Here is an 18,239-nt window from a genome sequence, read left to right as displayed (position 1 = left end):
AGAAAATGATGATGATTTTCGGCATGTTCGTATTTTCAATTCCGACGGCCACCTATCAAAGCTTGCAGCGCAGTACCTCATGGAATCATGCCAGTAATAACCGTTTCGGAAGCATGCCTGCGTATCAATACGTGGGCAAGGGGGAAGATACCATCACCTTAGATGGCTCAATTGTCCCTGAATTTGGCCAACAGCTTTCTATTACGGCACTTCGAGTCATGGGAGATACAGGTAAGTCTTTTCCTCTTATTGCTGGCAATGGAAAAATTTATGGTATGTGGAAACTCGATGAGGTTAAAGAAACCCAGACTTATTTCTATGAGGACGGCTTACCTAAGAAAGTTGAATTTTCGCTAAAACTCACCAAGACCCAAACGGCAGGCGTTTTAGTTGGTAACGTGCTTGGCAATATGGTAGGGAATGTTCTATGAATGAAAACAGCTATCCGCATGCCATTTATAAATTACTGGTGAATGGTACCGACATCGGTACCACAGTTCAGGATCGCCTGATCAGTATGACTATCACTGATAATCGTGGTATCGAATGTGACTCTATTGATATCGAACTATCAGATCATGACGGATTATTGGATATTCCACCTAAAGGGGCAGAAATCGAAGCATGGATTGGATGGAGTGATTCTGGGCTTGTCTACAAAGGTAAATATGTCATCAAGGAGCGCAGGCATTCAGGTTCACCAGATGTATTGTCCTTGCGTGGTGAATCTGCGGATTTAAAAGCCCAATTCAAAAAGAAAAAAGAACGCAGTTTTGACAATAAAACCATTGCTGACATTATTCAGACAGTTGCTACAGATCATGGGCTAACAGCAAAAATTAATAGTCGCCTTGGTGCAATATTACTGCCTCATCTGGATCAAAACGAATCGGATGCCAATCTCATTACGCGTATTGCCGATGAGCATGACGCGATCGCTACCGTCAAAAATGGTTTTTTATTGTTTATGCCCAAAGGGGAAGGTAAAACCCTAAGTGGTAATCCACTCCCAGATCTTATTATTACCCGTGCTCAAGGTGACTCGCATACATTTAGTGACACTGATGGTGCGGATGAAGTCTCAGGAGTGACTGTATTTTACTATGACACGATCCATGCAAAACGCCAAAAAGTCACAGTGGGTATATCCGATGAAAATACCCGTGAACTGCGTAATATTCAACGTGACAAACAAACCGCAGAGCACGTGGCGCAAGCGGAATACAATAAAATCAAATCTAAGTCCGCTACCTTTAGCTTTCGCCTGGCCTACGGCAACCCAGAGCTGATTCCTGAAGCACCACTGCAGTTTATTGGTTTTAAATCGCTGATTGATGACATTGTTTGGCTAGGCACAAAAGTCGTTCATACCTTAGATGCAAGTGGAGGCTTTATCACTGAGTGTAATGCTGAAATTTATCTTCCAGATGCCGACGATTTGTCACAGCTCATCGATAATGAAATAGGCAATTTCACTGGAGTTTTGGCATATTACAAAGACGGAAAAAATACACCGAAAGTCACCAAAGGTGATCAAACTACGCCTAAGCGTTTGACCTATTTGTATAAGAACAAAGCCACGGCCACCACAGCTATTACCAGAGAATATAAAGTCCTTCAGGAAGAAAAAAGTGCATAAAAAAATACCCCAACTGATGGGGCATTTTTTTGCTTAGAAATTGGTAATAATCAATTCATTGCCATTGTGTTCTTCATGAGCTGCCTTGTTATTTACAGACCATCGAATCTTTTTATGCTGAATTTTATAGTCCTTAAACAGTTCTCGTACTTCAGGTGTATCGTTCAGACTGAGAATAAATTTTCCCTGAATTTTGTCCAGGTAATCCTTCAAATCATAGAAGTCCTGTTTAGACCAAATCCCTTTGCCATATACGTTTTCGCAGTCCCAATACGGTGGGTCTAAATAAAATAGTGTTTCTGGACCGTCCGCACGTTTGATAATGTAGTCATAACTGGCATTCTCAACCACCACATTCTGCAACCGGGTGTGAATCGAACTTAAATGCGCCCGCAGATCCTCACCCAATTTAAGTCGGCTTTTTCGGTCACGACTATAAGAGAACGATCCATCCAGTTGGCAACCAAAAGCCGATCGGAGCAAATAATAGAACTTGGCAGCACGTTGAATATCGGTTAAGCCACGGTCATTTTTTCGCATTTCATTGAACATGGTGCGTGAGAACAGCGTATTTTCAAACTCAGTTAAAAACGCTTCAAAGTGATATTTAATAATGCGGTACAAATTAATTAAATCGTCATTAATGTCGTTAATGATTTCGACAGGGGATTCCCCTTTTTTGAACAGTACCCATCCAGCTCCACCAAACACTTCAACATAGGTTTTATGTTCAGGCATTAATTCAATAATGGTGCGTGCGAGTTGAGATTTTCCGCCAAGCCATCCAGAAAAGCTGTGACCTTTAGGATTGTATTGAGGTGTTGAAGTAGTGTTTGTCATCGATCTTACCTGTATCGAGTTGACGCTCTGGGCGTTCAGGTAAGGCACTCAGGGTGCTCTGGTATGTATTTAAAGTTTTACAACGTGGGCATTTCACTTCTATGGTGTCAAATGCGCCAACTTTGGCCAGTAGCTTAAAGCAGCACTGACATTTTAAATTTTGCATAAGTTTTTCTACATGAGCAAAACAGGCGAAATCTTATTAAAATTCAACAAAAAGAACAAATATTTATTCTTTTATTTTAGAATGGTGAAAAATATATTCTTAATAACTGGGGTGAACATGTCGGCAATAAGTTACAACACAATCAATAAGAATAATTCAAGACCCAAAATGGTATGTCCACATTGCAAAACTTCAATCCTAAAAATCAGAACCAGTGAACAGAAGCATGCATTGCTTAAAGAAATTCGGCTGCAGTGTCCGAATCTAACATGCAGCTTTTCTTGTGTAGGCAACATCGAGTTGATTTACACACTTTCGCCAAGCGCAACTCCAGATCCATCAATTCAATTACCCACCATTCAACAGTTGAAAGAGCGTAAAGCTGCAAATGATGAGTTCATCAAGGATAACGACAATGTTTAAGAAAGAACTATTAATCTCCCTTTTTTTAGCATTTATGTACTTTTTAATCACTCTTATGATTACGAAAGATTGGGCTTATTCAAAAGCTGTTTTTCTAATAGGAGCTAGTTACCATTTTTTGAGTACAAGAATTTTTGAACTAAAGCAGGATATTAAGGCGTTAAAGGAGAAGAATAATGGCTAAATGTAATATTTGCGGTCGTAAAACGTGGTTTTTTCAATCGAACCAGTGTGAATGCCGGGCTAAACATAAAAAGGAAAAATCCATAGATACGCGTCAGGTAACACTTCCTTATTCAGTTCAATGTCAAACAAACCATTTACCACGTGCGATGGGTAAAACCACAGGGCTACAACGCCCAACACAATCAACCGATGTGTCCGATCTATATTTATTGCAGCAACAGCAAAATATGATTAATTCAATTGTTATTGAGAATGAGCCATGCAGTGTTGGTCATCACGTTCATCATCCTATCCAGTCTTATGATGCTACACCATCATATAGTCATTCTTCTTCCAGTGAATGTAGCTCCTCGAGCGGTTGGGACAGCGGATCGGATTCAAGCAGCAGCTCTTCTTGGGACTAACATGACAGACATTCTTATACAAACCATTCCTCAAGATGCAGCTGCAGTCGTGATTTATTTTACAGACGAAAATGAATATGAAAGCTGTAAGCCTATCCTGCAAGAATTGAAATCTAAAATTAATAAGCCAATTCTGTATTGCTTAAACAAATCATTAAAAGTGTTGAATAAAGAGGATCTGGAGGAGTTTGGCTTACAAGAAATTCAGGTAGGGCATATCGCACATGAATAACCTCAGTTACTTAAACCCAATCATTAAGAAATGTTACGCAGGTAGATTGCCATTTTCATTTTCTCGAACGAATGGTCGTCGCTGGTTTTGGTTAAAGTTCTGCGAGCAATTTTTTCCAGAAATCCAATTCAATTATGAAGCAGCTTTTCCAATCAATCCGAAGGACATTCCAAAGGTAAAAAATAAGAGTTATCGCAAGGCTTTATATCAGTCTTACTCACTTTATAAAAAATCATTCAAGCCAAAGCCCAAACCGAAATTAAAAGTAATTTGGAATGAGTGGGGGAAAATAGCGGAGTCTGTAAAACATAGGTTTGATGACATTGTTGATGCAGTGGCTTATGCAGTTTCAAATATTTCGTGGGATAGCCTTAAGGACTTTAGTGGACCAAAAGTAAATCCTGACTATGCTGAATTTAAAGGAATTAAATTGAAAATAGATAAAGGGGAATGTCAAAAATGACTGAAGCTACCCTCACATTATCAATATTTATCTTTTTTTATATTTTTCTAATTTTTATATTTGTGTTTGTATTGATTAAGGTAAACGTCATAAGAAAGTCAGCATATTTCAGTTGCGTTACTTGGTACTTGTTTATGGAACTTGTTTATTTTTATTCTCAAAATACGAGTTCTGGACTTGAAGATATGGGGGATATTTGGCTCATATTTGCTGTCAGCTACCTTCTTATTTTTGAATCAAGCGAATGGGCTCCAATCAAGGAGATCCAATGAATCCAGAACAGCTCTTCGAACTTTTTTATAAAAACATTCGCCCAGATATGAATCCCCCTTTTATTTACAAACATGATTCTAAGGGCGTACATCATTTTTGGCATGAACGGTTTAGGAATGCTTTTTATGGTATTGAAGAACCATATGGTCTAAGAAGTTGGGCGGAAGCACCGCAGATGTGGCTGGCAGGGTATAGGGAAAATGAAAAAGGTCACGATGAGTGACCTTTTCTGTGAGATGCGTTATTAAGCAAGAAGCTATTTCTTTTTGATCAAGCAAATATGTCTAAGGGAATGTCAAAACAATATTAATTAATTTCAATATCTTACTTTTTGATTCATTCAGTTTATGTCAAAGACAATGTCGAACTAAGCAAGATTTCTTCTGAGTTAATCAAGCAAATCATCATCATTTCCGATTCGGACATTTAGTCCCGCTTCCACCAGGTAAACAGTCACAAGCACTGCCATCTTTATCACGGTCTAAACGCTTATATCCTGCCTTTTTTGCATTGAAATATGCCTGTGCTTCTTGGTGTGTTTTAAAGTCTTTACATGCGACTGCAAAAGTTAAAGTTGGAAAGCTAAACATAAGCAGCGTACAAATAACAAAATTTCTCATTGCTTACTTCACCAATCGATTCAATTCTTTTTCATATTCTTTAGCCTGAGCAGGTGTAAATTCTTTATCTAAACGCAATAAAAAAAGGCCTTTCTTATACATATATTGATTGTATGTAGGCATATTTAAGGTGATATTTTTGATGTAGTTATATCGTCTATTAAGATCAGCTTGATTGCTGAATTTCTCAATTGTTCCACCCTTAAACTCAGTAGGGTCAATATCAGGATCGTAATATCCATCTTTTTCAAATTTAGGATCAATTTTTGGATCTGGCCACGAAGCTTTTTCAATATATTGATTTGGGCGTCCAAGTTGTTGATTTGGGTCATTACTGGCATCAAATGGAAAGACAAAATCTAATCCTTTGATATTCATACCAAATACAACATCTTCAACACTTTGAGCAAAGCTCGCGGTACTCACTAATAAACAACTTAAAGCAAGTCCATAAATTTTATTTTTTCTTAAATAATTCATAAAGTCAGTGGTTTATAAAAAATAGTACCTCGCTATATTGACATAACACCCCACTATCGGCAACATGTAATAACACAGCAAAATCTGTGTGCAGGCGTGAGAACCTGAAAATTTAACCAGAAGGGCAGAAATCATCCGCTCAGTAGCGGCTTTTTTTTGCCTAAAATGTCTAATCGGCTATACTCGCTATGGTAGATCGGGCAGGGCAGCCGTCAGGCTGGCCGTTTCTTCTGGTACGGTATTCTCACCCCTGTTCGGTCTGCCACCATTCCGTGAGAAGGATGGCGGTAGGTTTCAAACTTACCAGAAGGAATTTAGTCATGAACAGACAGATTCAAGCCCGTGCATCTGCACACCTCAAAAATTCCCACATCATTGAACACACCCCAATTATCGACGAAGTTGCCTATGAGCAACGTCTTAAGAAACGCAAATTTCAGCAAATTCTTAAAAATACCTTCGAAAGCATGGCATTCATTTGTATGGCAGTGCTAACGTTCTCCATTCTATTTTTGGGGGAATAAGCACATGCTTTTTAATGAAAATATTATCCCTTACGTGCCCATTGCACCACGTGTTCAGGCGAGTAATCCCAAAAGCCAACTGCTTTGTGAAAAGCTGTTTGAAATGATTGATCGTTGTGTCAAAGCACAAATCACTTTTAATCATGACACAGCAAAAGGACTGCTTTCAGTCAGCCCTGATCAGTTAAATGATTTGTTGCGAGAAGTATCTAAAAATGATGGTAAGACCAAAGACTTAGATATTGATGTATTAAAGCAATCTTTGAATGACTTGATATATCCTAAGTTTAATGGCGAACTTACGGTCATAAGTCCCATTTGGAATCAAGAAGAGATACGTGTTTGGCAATTTCAATTAAATCAAATTGATAGAGCTAATCCTATGCAAACACTTGATAAAGAACTACTTTTAGACCAAACATTGTCCAATCTCCGTATTTGGAGACAATCTCTCGAAGCAGCAGGCAACGATAAAGACGTAACGTATAGTAATAATGATCTGATTTATAAGCTCATGGAGCTAGAACATAAATTGGAATTGGTCCAAAGCCAAATAGAGGAATAGAAAAAAAGCCCACTGCAAAGTGGGCTTTTTATTTGGTTATCATTTTTATTTCTCCGATTCTTTCGCCATCACTTTACCAAGACCCAATAATGCTTCTTGTGCTTCAGGGCTTAATTGTCTATAGGCTTTTAATAACACGCTTTCTTCACTGGTTAGTCCTGAGTAATCAGGATCAATTCCAAGCAACACATAACGAATATCAATACCTTGTTGCTGCAGTTTAGCCAAATATACCCACTGATCTGGCACTTTGTTGCGCACATAATTACCTAACGTATTTTCATGTGCATCAATGCTCCTAGAAAGGGGTTTGGCTTTCAAATTCTTACGCTCCAACTCTTCCGAGAATCTTTGCGTAATTTCCATAGTTAAATTTTCGGACATATATTTCACCGATATGTATTGATAGACTAAATATTTATGCTATAGTGACCCGTAGCACATCACTATAACCGTAGGATACTGTATGGGTACAGAAACTTCACCTCAAAATCGCCCCAGATCAAAAAAGATCACTGGTGGGCGTGTTCGGTTCAATGTCTATCTCCCCAAAGAAGAAGCAGACGCTATTAATGAATTGGCAAATCAAACACAGCAAAGCCAGTCGAGCATTATTACCAAGTTCTATTTATTAGGTAAAAACATCAATCAAGAGGGTTAAAACTATGTCCTTAAAACATCGTCGTATTAAAAAACAACTTCGTGATAACCGCTTCAGCATCAACTTAACGAATGATGAAACCGACTTACTCACAGCAGCTTCAAATATGTTGGGCATCGAAATTAGTGTGCTCATTCGCCAAATGGCAATGAAGCAAGCCATTCATACCTTAGTAGACGATTCTGAAGATGATTTTAATTTGTACGAATTTTTAAGTGAAGGTGCAAACAAGCAGCTTTCTAGGAGCTGAAAGAATGCTCAAACAGGAAATAGCACTTTCAGAGCAAGAACTAAAAATCGTGCAAGAAGTGCAAAAGCAACTGGGGCTTGCTTCAGTTGAAGAAACAATAGAATTTCTGGCCAGAGAGCGCATCCAAGAAAAATTGCTCAACTTGGCAGGAGATGAAGTTAAACGTAAACGGCATTTGTAATAAGGCAGTCAAATTAAATGATGTTTCCAGAAACTCAAACTTTAGTAGTTGATCGTTTAAAAGCTGAATATGAGTTTAAAGAGCGCGGTGACAAACTTCGCCTTGGCAAATGCCCCAATTGTTCGCATAAGGAAGCGTGGACCAGTTTGGAGAGCCCTTGGGTTGTCCACTGTCCACGTAACAATAAATGTGGTATTCCGACCTATATTCGTGATCTTTATCCAGACCTTTTTGAAAAATGGGAAAAACGTTTTAAACCAACGGCTGAAAATCCTAACAAAACAGTGGATGCTTATTTGGTCGAAGGTCGTGGGTTGCCTATTGATCGGTTGAAAGGCCTTTATTCACAAGAATATTTCAAAGATTACGATTTAGGTGTTGGTTCAACGACTTTACGTTTTCCTATTAAAGATGAAAAAGGAAATGAAGGTTGGTGGCAACGAATTTTAGATGATCAAGGTGTTTTACCTAAAACCACTTATAAGAAAGGATGGAATTCGAAAGGGCATTCATGGTTAACACCCAATACTAATTACATAGATTCAAAAGAAATTTGGATTACAGAGGGTATTTTCGACACCATTGCTTTGTGGTTATCCGACATAACGAGTTTTAGCTGTTTATCTGCTGGATCAGGTTACTATCCGTCTATCTTTTTGAATGAACTTAAACAAGAGTGTATCTCTGCAGGGAAGCCATTACCGAAATTGGTGTGGGCTTTTGATAATGACAAAGCAGGGCATGATGGTATTTTCCATAATATGGAAAGAGGCTTAACAGACGGATTTGAATGTGAAGCAGCTCTTCCTCCTAGTGGACGTAAAAAAGTAGATTGGAATGATCTTTATAAACAGGATCGTCTCAAATTTACCGATTTAGAAAATTATAAATACTATGGTGCATTACTGGTTGCACCAAAACCTGTGGATAAAGCGTTACTTATCTACAAGCGTAATGGTACAAAAACTTTCCCTTTTGATTTTCACAATCAGGTTTATTGGTTCAAGTTAGATAATGATAAATACGATGAATATCTAAAGGATATTAACTTCGAAGATAAAGAAAACTCAGACTGGTTAGAAGAAGAAAAGGAGAAAGCTTTAGCTGACCGTCGTGATAAAGCCTTACATGCTGCAGCAAATGTCACCAAAATTATGAGTTGTAAACCAACAGCTTTGTATTACCAGTACAGTGAAGAAACTGACGAGGCTTGGTATTACTTTAATATTGATTTTCCTAGAAATAACAAAGCTGTAAAAAATACATTCACAGGTTCGCAGTTAGCAGCAGCCTCAGAATTTAAGAAGAGATTGCTCGCTGTTGCACCTGGTGTAGTTTATACGGGAAATGGTACCCAACTTGATCGACTCTTAGAAAAATGGATTGAAGACATCAAACGTGTGCAATTAATTAACTATGTTGGTTATCAAGCTGAATTAAAAACTTATGTCCTAGGTGACCTAGCCTATCAATCAGGTAAACAATTTCAAATTAACAATGAAGACTATTTTGAACTACCAAAGAATATCAATTTAAAAAGCCGTGCACCATTTAGTTTGGATATCAATTCAAATCAAGGAGATTACCAAAAGCAATGGATCACAGACTTAATTGATGCTTATGGGGTAAAGGGGCTTATCGCTTTAACCACATTTTTTGGCAGCCTTTATGCTCAGCAAATTCGAAAAATGCATAAATCTTTCCCTTTTGTGGAAATTGTCGGTGAACCAGGAACAGGTAAGTCAACTTTATTACAATTTTTATGGAAGCTTTTTGGTCGTATCAATTATGAAGGTTTAGATCCAGCCAAATCTTCTAAATCAGGTTTATTGCGTACATTCAGACAAGTTTCTAATTTACCAATTGTACTTATCGAGTCAGATCGTGAAGGAGACAAAGGGGTAAAGCAATTCGATTGGGACTCGCTTAAAACGCTTTATGACGGGGGATCATTAGGTGCACAAGGTGTTAAAAATGGTGGGAACGAAACTTATGAACCACCATTTATGGGTACATTAATCATGAGCCAAAATGCCGAAATTATTTCGACTGAAGCCGTGATGGGACGTATTGTTCAAACCAAGTTTTTTAAGGATCAATTGACTAAAGCAAGTCTGTTCGCATCCCGTCGACTGTCCAAGTATGAACATCAGAATGTTAGTCAGTTTATTTTGAAATGTCTGAATAAAGAAAAAGTAATACTGGAGTCATATAGCCTAAATTTGCAAAAGCATGATGATTTTTTGCATCAAGATCATCACAACATACAAAGTTCCCGAATAGTACATAACCATGCCCAACTCATGGCTCTATTTGATTCGATGTGTCAACACATTGTTGATGTACCAGTACAAATCCAGAAGCAAGTCCACGCCGAACTTTTAACAATGGCTCAGAACCGAGACAAAGTTCTTAAGTCTGATTCAGTCCTGGTGCAAAACTTCTGGAACACAGTCGAGGAAATGGAAGACTCTATTAAAAGACCAGAGCATGTTTTAAGTAATATCAATCATTCAGCGAAATCTGATCAAATCGCCATTCATTTCGCAAGCTTGTACAAACTAGCTGCCGATTATCGTTACGCCTTACCAGACCAAACTGAATTACAAAATGCACTACGCCACAGCATGCATTATCGATTTATTGAAGCAAATAAACCCGTGCAAAGCAAAATTGCAGGGACAACCAAGCGCTGTTGGATTTTTGAAAAACCAACTTCACAACGGGATTAATCCCAACTTAAAAGGAAAATACTATGTATCAACTTAATATTTGGACACCATCATGCATGAAGGCATCTTTGCCAGTTTCTGCAGACGTTGCTCATTACTTAGAAAATCGTCTTATTGAGCAAGAAATCAAAAGAGATGAACTAATGCAAATAATTGGCTATCCAGTGGGTATTGGTGGGCAAGGAGGTTCATTCTTAAATAGCGTTTATAACTTTGCAAATGCCATTTTAAAAGAATCAAATTCCGCAACATTTCATGTGCAAATTGAAGCAATTCCCGCACACTCGAAATTGAATCCTATTTTTCACAGCATTAAAACACTGCCTGAGCATGGCCGAGAAATTATCGTTGTATTTGATGATAAAGAAATTATGTCTGGCGTCGAATACTGTAAAAAACATGAGAAATTTCATTCAAGAAGAGGAAGTCTGAAAGAAGAACGTATCCATCAATGGGCATATGCGAATGAATTTTATGAGCAGCTACAACTTCCACAATTCCCAAAGCGAAAAGAAGTTAAATCAGAAGTTCCAGAATTATTGAAACTCCTTATTTTAGCTGCAGTGATGTCAGATAAGTCTGAAACAGAGCGATCTAAAAAAACTCAGCATCCAATTCATTAATTTAAAAAGCACACATACAGAAGCGGCCACTCCTGTATGTGTCACATCAATCAGTTGGAGAACCAATAATGCACAGCAATTCTAACGCAGTATTAACACCAGAACTTATTCATCCGAATTTTTTTCGAATGACAAAAAAGCATCCACATACAACGCACAGTAAGCGTAATCCAAAACAGCCAAAGCCTTTATCTAGTTTTGAAACTGATTTGCGTCAACGCTGGGTATTAAACCAGTCAGCCGTAATGGCGCAAATACCAAGTACCGCAGTATTAGGAGCTTAGTCTATGAACACTAAGACAGATACACATTTAAAATTTGAAGAAGCAATGGTTTGCGATCTGAAAGATTTTACTTGGAATGATGAACTGGAACTTTATGAAGATGAGAAAACACAACTTTGTTGGTTGACTTGGGTAACTTGTGAATCACAGCCACAGACTTTAAAGAATGACTGCATGATTAATCAAACCTGGTTTATGAAAGGATCATTAGTTGCTGCATTAATTAAGCATGCAGAAAAAGTCTATCAAGCTGAAGCTGTCACACAAAACTCAAAAATAGAATTTGGCACTGATGATAATGAACATTGGTTTGCGCATGATGTTCCATTTTTTGGCAGAGTTCAAATAGATCGAATTGAAGAACATGGTTTAGTTGAGTGGGATATTGTTTTAGATGGTTGTTGGCAAGGTCCATTTGAATCAAAGGCAAGATGTATTCAACATCTTGAAGACTGCATTAAAGAAAAATGTGAAGAAGGTTTGGAGGGTTAAGCCATGTCTAAATATCATTGTAATTGTGGTGGTTTAATCCTGCCAAATTTTGAAGCATACCAAGTGGGTGATGAAGTCAACTTTATGATCCAGAAACGCAAAAGTATAGGCAATGGAAATATTTCCGTCAGCCAAACTGCCCATTCTGGAAAAATTACTAAAATTGATGGTGATGACATCACTGTAAAAGCCCAAGTCCGTACCTATGAGCTTTCACGTTATGAAATTACGCCAAAGGATGCACCAGGACCAATTGAATATTTTCGGATAGGTCGATGCCGTTGTGAATTAGATGACAATCATCAGGGAGCAGCTTGATCATGAAGCAATCAAAAAAGTATCAAGTACGTATCCGAAAAATTTTAGAGAACTCTGAAATCCATCATATAGCGGAGACTTGTTTTGGGGCATGTATTGTTGCTGAAATTCGTACGCTTGAAGGTACATTTTTAAATATGAAGGATGCCTTTGAGAAAATGGCTACTGTTAAGAAGCTTAATGATTATGAAATTATCTCAGTTATTTTAATTGATGAAGATAATCGCGAGCAGTTAGGCGAAGAGTTCGACTGGGAGGAACATGCGTAATGAACTTTCAAAATATCGCTTTAGCCCGTCAAGCAATCACTGACAAACATGGTACCCAAAAACCACAACTCACCTTTGGTGCAGAAATGTCTTGTCCCATTTGTAATGCAGGGACTTTGAGCTATCAAATTAGTGCTGTAAATGGGCACATCGCAGCAAAGTGCGAGACTGATAATTGTGTTCAATGGATGGAATAATCATGACAGCATTAATTTTTGATACTGAAACTCATAAGTTACATGGCGATATCATTGAAGCTGCAGGGATTGCTATTGATTTTTCAATAATGGAAAACGCCAAACTTTCGGATGATTACCGCATAAGCCCGGAACTTCTATTACATAAATCAGTTACATTTTCAGAGCGCTATAAACCAAGTGAACCAATAAGTCTAGGTGCTATGGCGGTGCACCATATCGTAGATGAAGATTTAGAGAATTGCCCATCATTTAATGAGTTTAAATTTCCTGTGCAAATTAATACGGAATATTTGATTGGCCATAATATTGATTACGACATTGCAGCAGTAAATAGAGCAGGCACCGTAACCAAAGGAATCAAAACAATTTGTACTTTGGCAATGTCTCGATATTTATGGCCAACATTGGATGCGCATAATCTTTCTGCTATGGCTCTTCATATCAGTCCAAATCGAGGAATGACCGCACACGAGTTGAGATTTGCACATTCAGCATTAAGTGATTGTAAAACGACATTTTCAGTTTTAACTGCAATTGTTGAAGAAACTGGAATTTCCTCTTTTGAAGAGTTGTATGAATTTTCAGAGCAATCAAGGTACCCAACTCATATTTTCTATGGCAAATATCGAGGTTGGGCTATCAAGGATATGGAAGATAAGGAGCTTCATGAAGTATTGAACAAAACCGATGATCAATATCTTCGTATATCACTTGAAAATGAACTTCTTGCTAGAAGTAATTTAGACGAACAAAACCAACTACCTTTCGACTAACAGCGCACCTCTCAAGCACCTCCGAATGGAGGTGCATTCCTCTAAAATATCTCTTAAATTTATAAATACTTAAATGTAGGTTTAAACATGTCTGCAGGTTTAGAAGTACGTGGCAAAAGCATGCGTATCTGGATGAAACCACATCCATCCGAGCCAAAAATTAGTGAAACTTTAGATTGGCCATTCACACCAGAAAATGAAAAGCGAGCAAAGCAACTTGCAGAGCTCATTAAATTGGAGATCCAACTTAATAAATTTAGTTTGGCCAAGCATTTTCCAAATTCCAAAAATCTAAAGAAGAACCAAATTAGCTACTACGCCAATTTGTATCTAACCATCACAATAAAGGAAGTAGCCCCAAGTACTTTCGATTCATATAAAGGTCATGTAAACAATCATATTTTGCCAAAGTGGGGCAAACTGCACCCCAAAGACATTAATACCAATATGTTGAAAAAGTGGATCGAGCAACTCAAAGACACATTGAACAACAAAACAGTTCGAGAGATCCTCACCCGATTATCTCAAGTTCATGCCATTTGGAGAGATGAATTCCAAATTCAATATAATCCTTTTCAAAATATCGTCATTCATCAGACCGATACTCCAGAGCCAGATCCGTTTACCAAAACCGAAATCGCAATGATCCTGAATACTGAAACAGATCTCGATATTCAGAACCTTCTGCCATGCTTATTTTGGACTGGGCTATCAATGTCAGAACAGATCCCAATTGCATGGGAAGATATCGACTTGGAAAAAGGGACAATTCAAATTTCACGATCATATGTCCGGGGAATTTACCGGGTAACCAAAAACCGCAGACGTAAGCGGAAAATAAAGCTGCTTGAACCAGCAATCACAGCATTAAAAAAACAATATGTGATCACTGGAAACATGCGTGGTAAAACGATTGATATTCTGCAACGTGACAATAAGACCAAGAAATCTGAAAGAGTCCGTTTTGTCTGGATCAATCATGAGAGATCGAATCATTTTGAATATCATGAATTACGCTATCGGTGGAATAAACACCTTAAGAAAGCCAAAGTTCGTAAAAGAGGAATTAACCAAGGCAGACACACCTTTGCCAGTCAGCTTTTAACTTCAGGACAAGTTCCACCTGAATGGATCGCAGAGCAGCTTGGCCATAGTGATACATCAATGATTTACAAACACTATGGGAAGTTAATTGCAGAAGATTTGCCTGATTACATTACCAAGTTAAATAACTATATAAGTATGTAATGAAAGTTACTTGAAACTTACTCTACGAATGTAATCGAAAGATTTTATAAGTGCCTAATTAATTGGGCACTTTTTTATTTATTACTCCATTACTCTAAATATGAATAACCGTCAGTTTGGTCAATTTAAGTCACAAAATCTCAATTCTCAAACAAGCACAAAAACGAGTGTCTAAACCCATTGTTTCTCAGACCTAGAGTCAAATAATTCCCATATTTGCACCTTTATCAATACGACAATTACCTAAATATATGATTTTTATAGATCAAGTATCCAAATTGTGATGGGTTCGAATCCCGTCATTCACCCCAATTTCGGAGCATAGCACAGCCTGGTAGTGCACCTGGTTTGGGACCAGGGGGTCGTAGGTTCGAATCCTACTGCTCCGACCATTTATAAAAATGGTCGAGATAAAGATACCGCGTTAAGCGGTTTTTTTATGTCTAAAATTTAATAAAACCCTATTATATCTTGCTAAATTTTCATAATCACGATTAGTAGATTAGTAATCGAACTCCTCTTGTTTTATCTTTAATTGCTTAAATCAAAAAAAGTTGTCTAGGCAAATTGCTAGACAACCTGAAATATGTTGATGGATGCTTCGGTTGTTTTATAGCTTGAATGTAGCTTGGTCGTTTAAGCCTTAAGGAATAATAATAATATTCACGCGACGGTTGGTCGCACGATTTTCATCAGAGCTATTTTCTACAAGGGGGTGTGAAGAACCTCGTCCAATGGTGTGAAGATTATTAGGTTGAAAGCCTGTTTGAAGAAAAATTGTAGATACGCTGGTCGCACGCTTTTCTGACAAAATTTGATTATAAGTACTGTCACCAATATCATCGGTATGACCAACAATCTTAATTTTATTGAGCTTATATTTTTGCAACTGTGTTGATAGGCGCATAAGTTCATCAGTTTGCTCAGCTTTAATTTCATAGCTGTCAAAACCAAATAATAAGCGCTCGGGTAAGCGTAAACTCCAGCCTTCATCAGTTAATACGAAGCCCTCTTTTTTGAGCATGCGAGCTTGTTTATAGTTTAAATGTCCCCAACTGGCACACGCGCTCAAAACGCTACTGAGCAATAGAATGAGTGCGAGTTTAATAGGACGGGAAAGGGTTATCATTGTAAAGTTCCTAACGTAGAGAGAAGTACCAGCCTTGTTGCAATGTTTTTGCTTTATACATTGCGCTATCGGCGGCCGTGATGAGATCCTCGGGGCTATGTGCTTGCTCGGTTGAAGCAATCCCGATAGAGAAGCTGAAATAAATCTGGTGTTGATCAAAATGAAGCGGTTGTTCGCAGCATTTCAATAAATTTTCACTAATTTTAGTGAGGTGTTCGGTCTTGGTGATGTTGCGAATGAGGATGGCAAACTCATCTCCACCCAGGCGTGCAATAAAATCATCTTGTCTTAAACTGTTTTGCAATCTTTTAGCCATTTCCTGTAATACTGCATCACCCGCTAAATGACCATATTGGTCGTTGATTTCTTTAAAGTTGTTATTATCAATAAAAAATAATGCAGAGGTGGTCTTTGGAGATTGGTCAAAGCTAGCCAGGAGTGTTTGATAAAAATAGTGACGGTTAGGTAGTTGTGTAAGCTGATCATGTAATGCTTGATGAGCCAATACATCATTTTCCGCACGTAGTTTTTGGGTTGATACTTGAATCTTATCTAACAATTCATTAAATACCTCATTCAGTTGTTGTAGTTCTTTGATATTTGAATGTGGCAAGCGTAGTTGATAGGCTTTAAATTCACTAATTTCGCGTGCAGTAGAAACCAGCGGGTGAATAGAATGCATTAAATATTGGTATGTAGAACGGACAGACCAAAGAAGTGCGAATAAAATTAAAATAATAGCTAGACACAGACCAATTAAGATTTTAAAGAAAAAATCTAACAGGCTCTGCGAACTACCATAGACCACAATCGAGCCGTAATATTGCTGATTGTGTCGAATAGCGATTTGAATGGGTTGCTGAAAAAATAAATGATCTAAAAGACTTTGAGTGTTCTGGAAGGATTGAACAACTTGTCGGCTATTTGCAATCTCATGTTTTGAAGGATCAAGGACTTGAATGGAGCGAATAGAATATTGCGTGGTGTAGTTATTTAAGATTTGTTGAATCGTTATGCGGTCATTAAATACCATAGCAGGCTGTATACGCTCACTCAACGCCTCCGCAAGAATATTTAAGCTTTGTTTTGCGTAAGTATTCATGGTGTAGGTGGAAACCACAATAAAAATAATCGTACAAATTGAAAAAGTTAAAGCAAAGATTGCGAGCTGCGAACGTTTAAATAAGGATTGTAGTGATGTCATATGAGAATATTTAGCCATTTTTATTGCTCCGTCGCTTTCGCAAGCAATAACACGCGTGGATCAACTCGTACTTTGGATTGACTCAAACTATCTAAATTCACTTTAAATGAGGTGCTGTTATTACGTGTATAAAGACAGAAAGCACTTCCAATTTCACAGGCTTGGTTGGTTGAACTAAAAGAGAGGGGAGGATCCTGTCTTTGACTGTGAATAATTTTTTGTTCTTCTTGAGGAGAAAAGGTCGATAAAAAAATGGCATTACATGAAGATTTATCTAATTCATTTAAACGAATCGATGAAATTTTGTAATGATAGCCTTGCAAGCGTAAGGCTTGATTAAATTGCACGGCATAGTTTGGATTATCAATCACACATAAAGCTGGAGTGGGAGTATTCCATTTCGCATAACTTAAGATAGATAATGTGATAATAAACATATTGTGTGTAGAAACGGCATACACAGGCTTTGACATCAACACAGTGATGAAAATAAATACATAAACCTTTATTTTAGTGTTAACCATTTCAAGTAATTTATTTAATAAGTGAAGTAATTGGATGATTGTAGCTAAAACTAGTCAATAAAAATAGTTCTCATATTTAGAGAGGGTAATGCTGGAAATAGTATTTTATGGTTAAAAAAAGAACGCTTGATAATTTAATTTTCAAAAGGGTATTGCAAGCGATCAGAAATGCTGTAGAATGCACATCCATCGGCGGTGGTGTTGATAAAAACTTGTTGATTAACAAGGATTTAGCTTAGTAGTTAAATTTTTAGATTGATTTAATGAGTTTTAAAAATATCGAAATTACCTGTTGACTTTGATTTAGATTAGAGTAACATAGCCGACCTAGCTTGATGATGACGAATCATCGAGAAGATCATTAAGAGATTATGAAGAACAACTTGTGTGGATTTTTACTGATTGATTGATCGAAATTATTTTCATTGATTGATGGTAGAAATTACTCGAAGTTTATTTGAGAAATTAATGTCAGAAAATTGATGAGCCAGATTTGGTGTTTAGAATAAAGCACTATTGATTTTAAACTGAAGAGT

30 protein-coding genes and 1 tRNA gene are annotated in these 18,239 nt (G+C 37.5%); 23 read left to right on the top strand and 8 right to left on the bottom strand.

The annotated features are described in order from the left end of the window. Nucleotides 1-5: 5 nt before the first annotated feature. Entirely contained in the window at nt 6-431 is a 426-nt protein-coding gene (locus I593_RS13430) for a phage tail protein (RefSeq protein ID WP_016168129.1), read from the top strand. Next, on the top strand, nt 428-1,639 hold the full coding sequence (locus tag I593_RS13425; RefSeq protein ID WP_016168128.1) for a contractile injection system protein, VgrG/Pvc8 family: 1,212 nt from the start codon (nt 428-430) through the stop codon (nt 1,637-1,639). The genes I593_RS13430 and I593_RS13425 overlap by 4 nt, the downstream gene beginning before the upstream one ends. Before the next feature lie 33 nt (nt 1,640-1,672). On the opposite strand, the gene I593_RS13420 is transcribed toward I593_RS13425, so the two are convergent. Together I593_RS13420 and I593_RS20145 are read right to left on the bottom strand one after the other, a co-directional pair. Next, nucleotides 1,673-2,479 (bottom strand): DNA adenine methylase, encoded by an 807-nt coding sequence (locus tag I593_RS13420; protein ID WP_016168127.1) that lies wholly within the window; start codon nt 2,477-2,479, stop codon nt 1,673-1,675. Continuing rightward, on the bottom strand, nt 2,442-2,645 hold the full coding sequence (locus tag I593_RS20145; RefSeq protein WP_081401285.1) for a Com family DNA-binding transcriptional regulator: 204 nt from the start codon (nt 2,643-2,645) through the stop codon (nt 2,442-2,444). Before I593_RS20145 ends, I593_RS13420 begins: the two co-directional genes overlap by 38 nt. A 117-nt stretch (nt 2,646-2,762) precedes the next feature. Here I593_RS20145 and I593_RS13415 point away from each other — a divergent pair, with 117 nt between their 5' ends. From I593_RS13415 to I593_RS13385, 6 genes are all read left to right on the top strand, one after another. Then, nucleotides 2,763-3,068: an ogr/Delta-like zinc finger family protein gene (locus tag I593_RS13415; protein ID WP_081401318.1), complete on the top strand. Its 306-nt coding sequence runs from the start codon at nt 2,763-2,765 to the stop codon at nt 3,066-3,068. Then, nucleotides 3,061-3,252, top strand: a complete 192-nt coding sequence (locus I593_RS13410) for a hypothetical protein (protein WP_016168125.1) — start codon at nt 3,061-3,063, stop codon at nt 3,250-3,252. Before I593_RS13415 ends, I593_RS13410 begins: the two co-directional genes overlap by 8 nt. Next, nucleotides 3,245-3,658: a hypothetical protein gene (locus I593_RS13405; protein ID WP_016168124.1), complete on the top strand. Its 414-nt coding sequence runs from the start codon at nt 3,245-3,247 to the stop codon at nt 3,656-3,658. The genes I593_RS13410 and I593_RS13405 overlap by 8 nt, the downstream gene beginning before the upstream one ends. Before the next feature lies 1 nt (nt 3,659). After that, nucleotides 3,660-3,890 (top strand): hypothetical protein, encoded by a 231-nt coding sequence (locus I593_RS13400; protein WP_016168123.1) that lies wholly within the window; start codon nt 3,660-3,662, stop codon nt 3,888-3,890. Next, complete coding sequence (locus I593_RS19810) at nt 3,883-4,353, top strand: hypothetical protein (protein ID WP_016168122.1); 471 nt, start codon at nt 3,883-3,885, stop codon at nt 4,351-4,353. Before I593_RS13400 ends, I593_RS19810 begins: the two co-directional genes overlap by 8 nt. A 268-nt stretch (nt 4,354-4,621) precedes the next feature. Next, nucleotides 4,622-4,849 carry a hypothetical protein gene (locus tag I593_RS13385; RefSeq protein ID WP_016168120.1) on the top strand — a complete coding sequence of 76 codons (228 nt, stop codon included), beginning with the start codon at nt 4,622-4,624 and terminating at the stop codon, nt 4,847-4,849. 184 nt (nt 4,850-5,033) lie between these two features. Here the strand turns inward: I593_RS13385 and I593_RS13380 are convergent, their stop codons facing one another. Together I593_RS13380 and I593_RS19805 are read right to left on the bottom strand one after the other, a co-directional pair. Continuing rightward, entirely contained in the window at nt 5,034-5,246 is a 213-nt protein-coding gene (locus I593_RS13380) for an excalibur calcium-binding domain-containing protein (protein ID WP_035301908.1), read from the bottom strand. A gap of 3 nt (nt 5,247-5,249) precedes the next feature. After that, nucleotides 5,250-5,726, bottom strand: a complete 477-nt coding sequence (locus tag I593_RS19805) for a hypothetical protein (RefSeq protein WP_016168118.1) — start codon at nt 5,724-5,726, stop codon at nt 5,250-5,252. A 320-nt stretch (nt 5,727-6,046) separates the two neighbouring features. On the opposite strand from I593_RS19805, the gene I593_RS13370 reads away from it, so the two are divergent. Both I593_RS13370 and I593_RS13365 read left to right on the top strand, forming a co-directional pair. Beyond that, nucleotides 6,047-6,250 (top strand): hypothetical protein, encoded by a 204-nt coding sequence (locus tag I593_RS13370; RefSeq protein WP_016168117.1) that lies wholly within the window; start codon nt 6,047-6,049, stop codon nt 6,248-6,250. Between the two features lie 4 nt (nt 6,251-6,254). Next, nucleotides 6,255-6,815: a hypothetical protein gene (locus I593_RS13365; RefSeq protein WP_016168116.1), complete on the top strand. Its 561-nt coding sequence runs from the start codon at nt 6,255-6,257 to the stop codon at nt 6,813-6,815. A gap of 45 nt (nt 6,816-6,860) precedes the next feature. Here I593_RS13365 and I593_RS13360 read toward each other — a convergent pair whose 3' ends face one another. Then, nucleotides 6,861-7,199 carry a hypothetical protein gene (locus I593_RS13360; protein ID WP_016168115.1) on the bottom strand — a complete coding sequence of 113 codons (339 nt, stop codon included), beginning with the start codon at nt 7,197-7,199 and terminating at the stop codon, nt 6,861-6,863. 82 nt (nt 7,200-7,281) lie between these two features. Here I593_RS13360 and I593_RS13355 point away from each other — a divergent pair, with 82 nt between their 5' ends. From I593_RS13355 to I593_RS13300, 13 genes are all read left to right on the top strand, one after another. Next, complete coding sequence (locus I593_RS13355) at nt 7,282-7,476, top strand: ribbon-helix-helix domain-containing protein (protein ID WP_016168114.1); 195 nt, start codon at nt 7,282-7,284, stop codon at nt 7,474-7,476. 4 nt (nt 7,477-7,480) lie between these two features. After that, the gene (locus I593_RS13350) at nt 7,481-7,726 is read left to right on the top strand and encodes a hypothetical protein (protein ID WP_016168113.1); all 246 of its coding nucleotides are present in this window, start codon (nt 7,481-7,483) and stop codon (nt 7,724-7,726) included. A 4-nt stretch (nt 7,727-7,730) separates the two neighbouring features. Continuing rightward, the gene (locus I593_RS20665) at nt 7,731-7,907 is read left to right on the top strand and encodes a hypothetical protein (protein WP_016168112.1); all 177 of its coding nucleotides are present in this window, start codon (nt 7,731-7,733) and stop codon (nt 7,905-7,907) included. A 17-nt stretch (nt 7,908-7,924) separates the two neighbouring features. Beyond that, a complete protein-coding gene (locus I593_RS13345; protein WP_016168111.1) occupies nt 7,925-10,639 on the top strand; it encodes a toprim domain-containing protein in 2,715 nt (904 codons plus the stop codon). A 23-nt stretch (nt 10,640-10,662) separates the two neighbouring features. Continuing rightward, nucleotides 10,663-11,262, top strand: coding sequence for a hypothetical protein (locus I593_RS13340; protein ID WP_016168110.1), 600 nt, complete (start codon nt 10,663-10,665; stop codon nt 11,260-11,262). 68 nt (nt 11,263-11,330) lie between these two features. After that, complete coding sequence (locus I593_RS13335; protein WP_016168109.1) at nt 11,331-11,546, top strand: hypothetical protein; 216 nt, start codon at nt 11,331-11,333, stop codon at nt 11,544-11,546. 3 nt (nt 11,547-11,549) lie between these two features. After that, nucleotides 11,550-12,038, top strand: coding sequence for a hypothetical protein (locus tag I593_RS13330; protein WP_016168108.1), 489 nt, complete (start codon nt 11,550-11,552; stop codon nt 12,036-12,038). Nucleotides 12,039-12,041: 3 nt separating this feature from the next. Then, entirely contained in the window at nt 12,042-12,356 is a 315-nt protein-coding gene (locus I593_RS13325; protein ID WP_016168107.1) for a hypothetical protein, read from the top strand. Nucleotides 12,357-12,358: 2 nt separating this feature from the next. Beyond that, nucleotides 12,359-12,625, top strand: coding sequence for a hypothetical protein (locus I593_RS13320; protein WP_016168106.1), 267 nt, complete (start codon nt 12,359-12,361; stop codon nt 12,623-12,625). Continuing rightward, entirely contained in the window at nt 12,625-12,822 is a 198-nt protein-coding gene (locus I593_RS13315; protein WP_016168105.1) for a hypothetical protein, read from the top strand. Before I593_RS13320 ends, I593_RS13315 begins: the two co-directional genes overlap by 1 nt. A 2-nt stretch (nt 12,823-12,824) precedes the next feature. Continuing rightward, complete coding sequence (locus tag I593_RS13310; RefSeq protein WP_016168104.1) at nt 12,825-13,598, top strand: 3'-5' exonuclease; 774 nt, start codon at nt 12,825-12,827, stop codon at nt 13,596-13,598. Nucleotides 13,599-13,685: 87 nt separating this feature from the next. Then, nucleotides 13,686-14,846 (top strand): tyrosine-type recombinase/integrase, encoded by a 1,161-nt coding sequence (locus tag I593_RS13305; protein ID WP_016168103.1) that lies wholly within the window; start codon nt 13,686-13,688, stop codon nt 14,844-14,846. Between the two features lie 315 nt (nt 14,847-15,161). After that, nucleotides 15,162-15,238, top strand: a tRNA-Pro gene (locus tag I593_RS13300). A gap of 251 nt (nt 15,239-15,489) precedes the next feature. Here the strand turns inward: I593_RS13300 and I593_RS13295 are convergent. Genes I593_RS13295 through I593_RS13285 form a run of 3 tightly spaced genes read right to left on the bottom strand, consistent with a single transcriptional unit; the run spans nt 15,490 to nt 17,652 of the window. Then, nucleotides 15,490-15,975, bottom strand: coding sequence for an outer membrane lipoprotein YfiB (locus I593_RS13295; RefSeq protein WP_016168102.1), 486 nt, complete (start codon nt 15,973-15,975; stop codon nt 15,490-15,492). Nucleotides 15,976-15,985: 10 nt separating this feature from the next. Then, entirely contained in the window at nt 15,986-17,197 is a 1,212-nt protein-coding gene (locus I593_RS13290; protein ID WP_016168101.1) for a diguanylate cyclase DgcN/YfiN, read from the bottom strand. 2 nt (nt 17,198-17,199) lie between these two features. After that, nucleotides 17,200-17,652 (bottom strand): regulatory sequestration protein YfiR, encoded by a 453-nt coding sequence (locus I593_RS13285; RefSeq protein WP_052662019.1) that lies wholly within the window; start codon nt 17,650-17,652, stop codon nt 17,200-17,202. Nucleotides 17,653-18,239 lie beyond the last annotated feature (587 nt).

The sequence above is a fragment of the Acinetobacter tandoii DSM 14970 = CIP 107469 genome (genome assembly GCF_000400735.1).
Lineage (GTDB): Bacteria > Pseudomonadota > Gammaproteobacteria > Pseudomonadales > Moraxellaceae > Acinetobacter > Acinetobacter tandoii.
This window is presented reverse-complemented; position numbering and strand designations above follow the sequence as displayed.

What these genes read in the sequence shown, in the direction of transcription:
- I593_RS13430 (WP_016168129.1), top strand. Translation starts at nt 6, where the DNA reads ATGATGATGATTTTCGGCATGTTCGTATTTTCAATTCCGACGGCCACC.
- I593_RS13425 (WP_016168128.1), top strand. Translation starts at nt 428, where the DNA reads ATGAATGAAAACAGCTATCCGCATGCCATTTATAAATTACTGGTGAAT.
- I593_RS13420 (WP_016168127.1), bottom strand. Translation starts at nt 2,479, where the DNA reads ATGACAAACACTACTTCAACACCTCAATACAATCCTAAAGGTCACAGC.
- I593_RS20145 (WP_081401285.1), bottom strand. Translation starts at nt 2,645, where the DNA reads ATGCAAAATTTAAAATGTCAGTGCTGCTTTAAGCTACTGGCCAAAGTT.
- I593_RS13415 (WP_081401318.1), top strand. Translation starts at nt 2,763, where the DNA reads ATGTCGGCAATAAGTTACAACACAATCAATAAGAATAATTCAAGACCC.
- I593_RS13410 (WP_016168125.1), top strand. Translation starts at nt 3,061, where the DNA reads ATGTTTAAGAAAGAACTATTAATCTCCCTTTTTTTAGCATTTATGTAC.
- I593_RS13405 (WP_016168124.1), top strand. Translation starts at nt 3,245, where the DNA reads ATGGCTAAATGTAATATTTGCGGTCGTAAAACGTGGTTTTTTCAATCG.
- I593_RS13400 (WP_016168123.1), top strand. Translation starts at nt 3,660, where the DNA reads ATGACAGACATTCTTATACAAACCATTCCTCAAGATGCAGCTGCAGTC.
- I593_RS19810 (WP_016168122.1), top strand. Translation starts at nt 3,883, where the DNA reads ATGAATAACCTCAGTTACTTAAACCCAATCATTAAGAAATGTTACGCA.
- I593_RS13385 (WP_016168120.1), top strand. Translation starts at nt 4,622, where the DNA reads ATGAATCCAGAACAGCTCTTCGAACTTTTTTATAAAAACATTCGCCCA.
- I593_RS13380 (WP_035301908.1), bottom strand. Translation starts at nt 5,246, where the DNA reads ATGAGAAATTTTGTTATTTGTACGCTGCTTATGTTTAGCTTTCCAACT.
- I593_RS19805 (WP_016168118.1), bottom strand. Translation starts at nt 5,726, where the DNA reads ATGAATTATTTAAGAAAAAATAAAATTTATGGACTTGCTTTAAGTTGT.
- I593_RS13370 (WP_016168117.1), top strand. Translation starts at nt 6,047, where the DNA reads ATGAACAGACAGATTCAAGCCCGTGCATCTGCACACCTCAAAAATTCC.
- I593_RS13365 (WP_016168116.1), top strand. Translation starts at nt 6,255, where the DNA reads ATGCTTTTTAATGAAAATATTATCCCTTACGTGCCCATTGCACCACGT.
- I593_RS13360 (WP_016168115.1), bottom strand. Translation starts at nt 7,199, where the DNA reads ATGTCCGAAAATTTAACTATGGAAATTACGCAAAGATTCTCGGAAGAG.
- I593_RS13355 (WP_016168114.1), top strand. Translation starts at nt 7,282, where the DNA reads ATGGGTACAGAAACTTCACCTCAAAATCGCCCCAGATCAAAAAAGATC.
- I593_RS13350 (WP_016168113.1), top strand. Translation starts at nt 7,481, where the DNA reads ATGTCCTTAAAACATCGTCGTATTAAAAAACAACTTCGTGATAACCGC.
- I593_RS20665 (WP_016168112.1), top strand. Translation starts at nt 7,731, where the DNA reads ATGCTCAAACAGGAAATAGCACTTTCAGAGCAAGAACTAAAAATCGTG.
- I593_RS13345 (WP_016168111.1), top strand. Translation starts at nt 7,925, where the DNA reads ATGATGTTTCCAGAAACTCAAACTTTAGTAGTTGATCGTTTAAAAGCT.
- I593_RS13340 (WP_016168110.1), top strand. Translation starts at nt 10,663, where the DNA reads ATGTATCAACTTAATATTTGGACACCATCATGCATGAAGGCATCTTTG.
- I593_RS13335 (WP_016168109.1), top strand. Translation starts at nt 11,331, where the DNA reads ATGCACAGCAATTCTAACGCAGTATTAACACCAGAACTTATTCATCCG.
- I593_RS13330 (WP_016168108.1), top strand. Translation starts at nt 11,550, where the DNA reads ATGAACACTAAGACAGATACACATTTAAAATTTGAAGAAGCAATGGTT.
- I593_RS13325 (WP_016168107.1), top strand. Translation starts at nt 12,042, where the DNA reads ATGTCTAAATATCATTGTAATTGTGGTGGTTTAATCCTGCCAAATTTT.
- I593_RS13320 (WP_016168106.1), top strand. Translation starts at nt 12,359, where the DNA reads ATGAAGCAATCAAAAAAGTATCAAGTACGTATCCGAAAAATTTTAGAG.
- I593_RS13315 (WP_016168105.1), top strand. Translation starts at nt 12,625, where the DNA reads ATGAACTTTCAAAATATCGCTTTAGCCCGTCAAGCAATCACTGACAAA.
- I593_RS13310 (WP_016168104.1), top strand. Translation starts at nt 12,825, where the DNA reads ATGACAGCATTAATTTTTGATACTGAAACTCATAAGTTACATGGCGAT.
- I593_RS13305 (WP_016168103.1), top strand. Translation starts at nt 13,686, where the DNA reads ATGTCTGCAGGTTTAGAAGTACGTGGCAAAAGCATGCGTATCTGGATG.
- I593_RS13295 (WP_016168102.1), bottom strand. Translation starts at nt 15,975, where the DNA reads ATGATAACCCTTTCCCGTCCTATTAAACTCGCACTCATTCTATTGCTC.
- I593_RS13290 (WP_016168101.1), bottom strand. Translation starts at nt 17,197, where the DNA reads ATGGCTAAATATTCTCATATGACATCACTACAATCCTTATTTAAACGT.
- I593_RS13285 (WP_052662019.1), bottom strand. Translation starts at nt 17,652, where the DNA reads ATGTCAAAGCCTGTGTATGCCGTTTCTACACACAATATGTTTATTATC.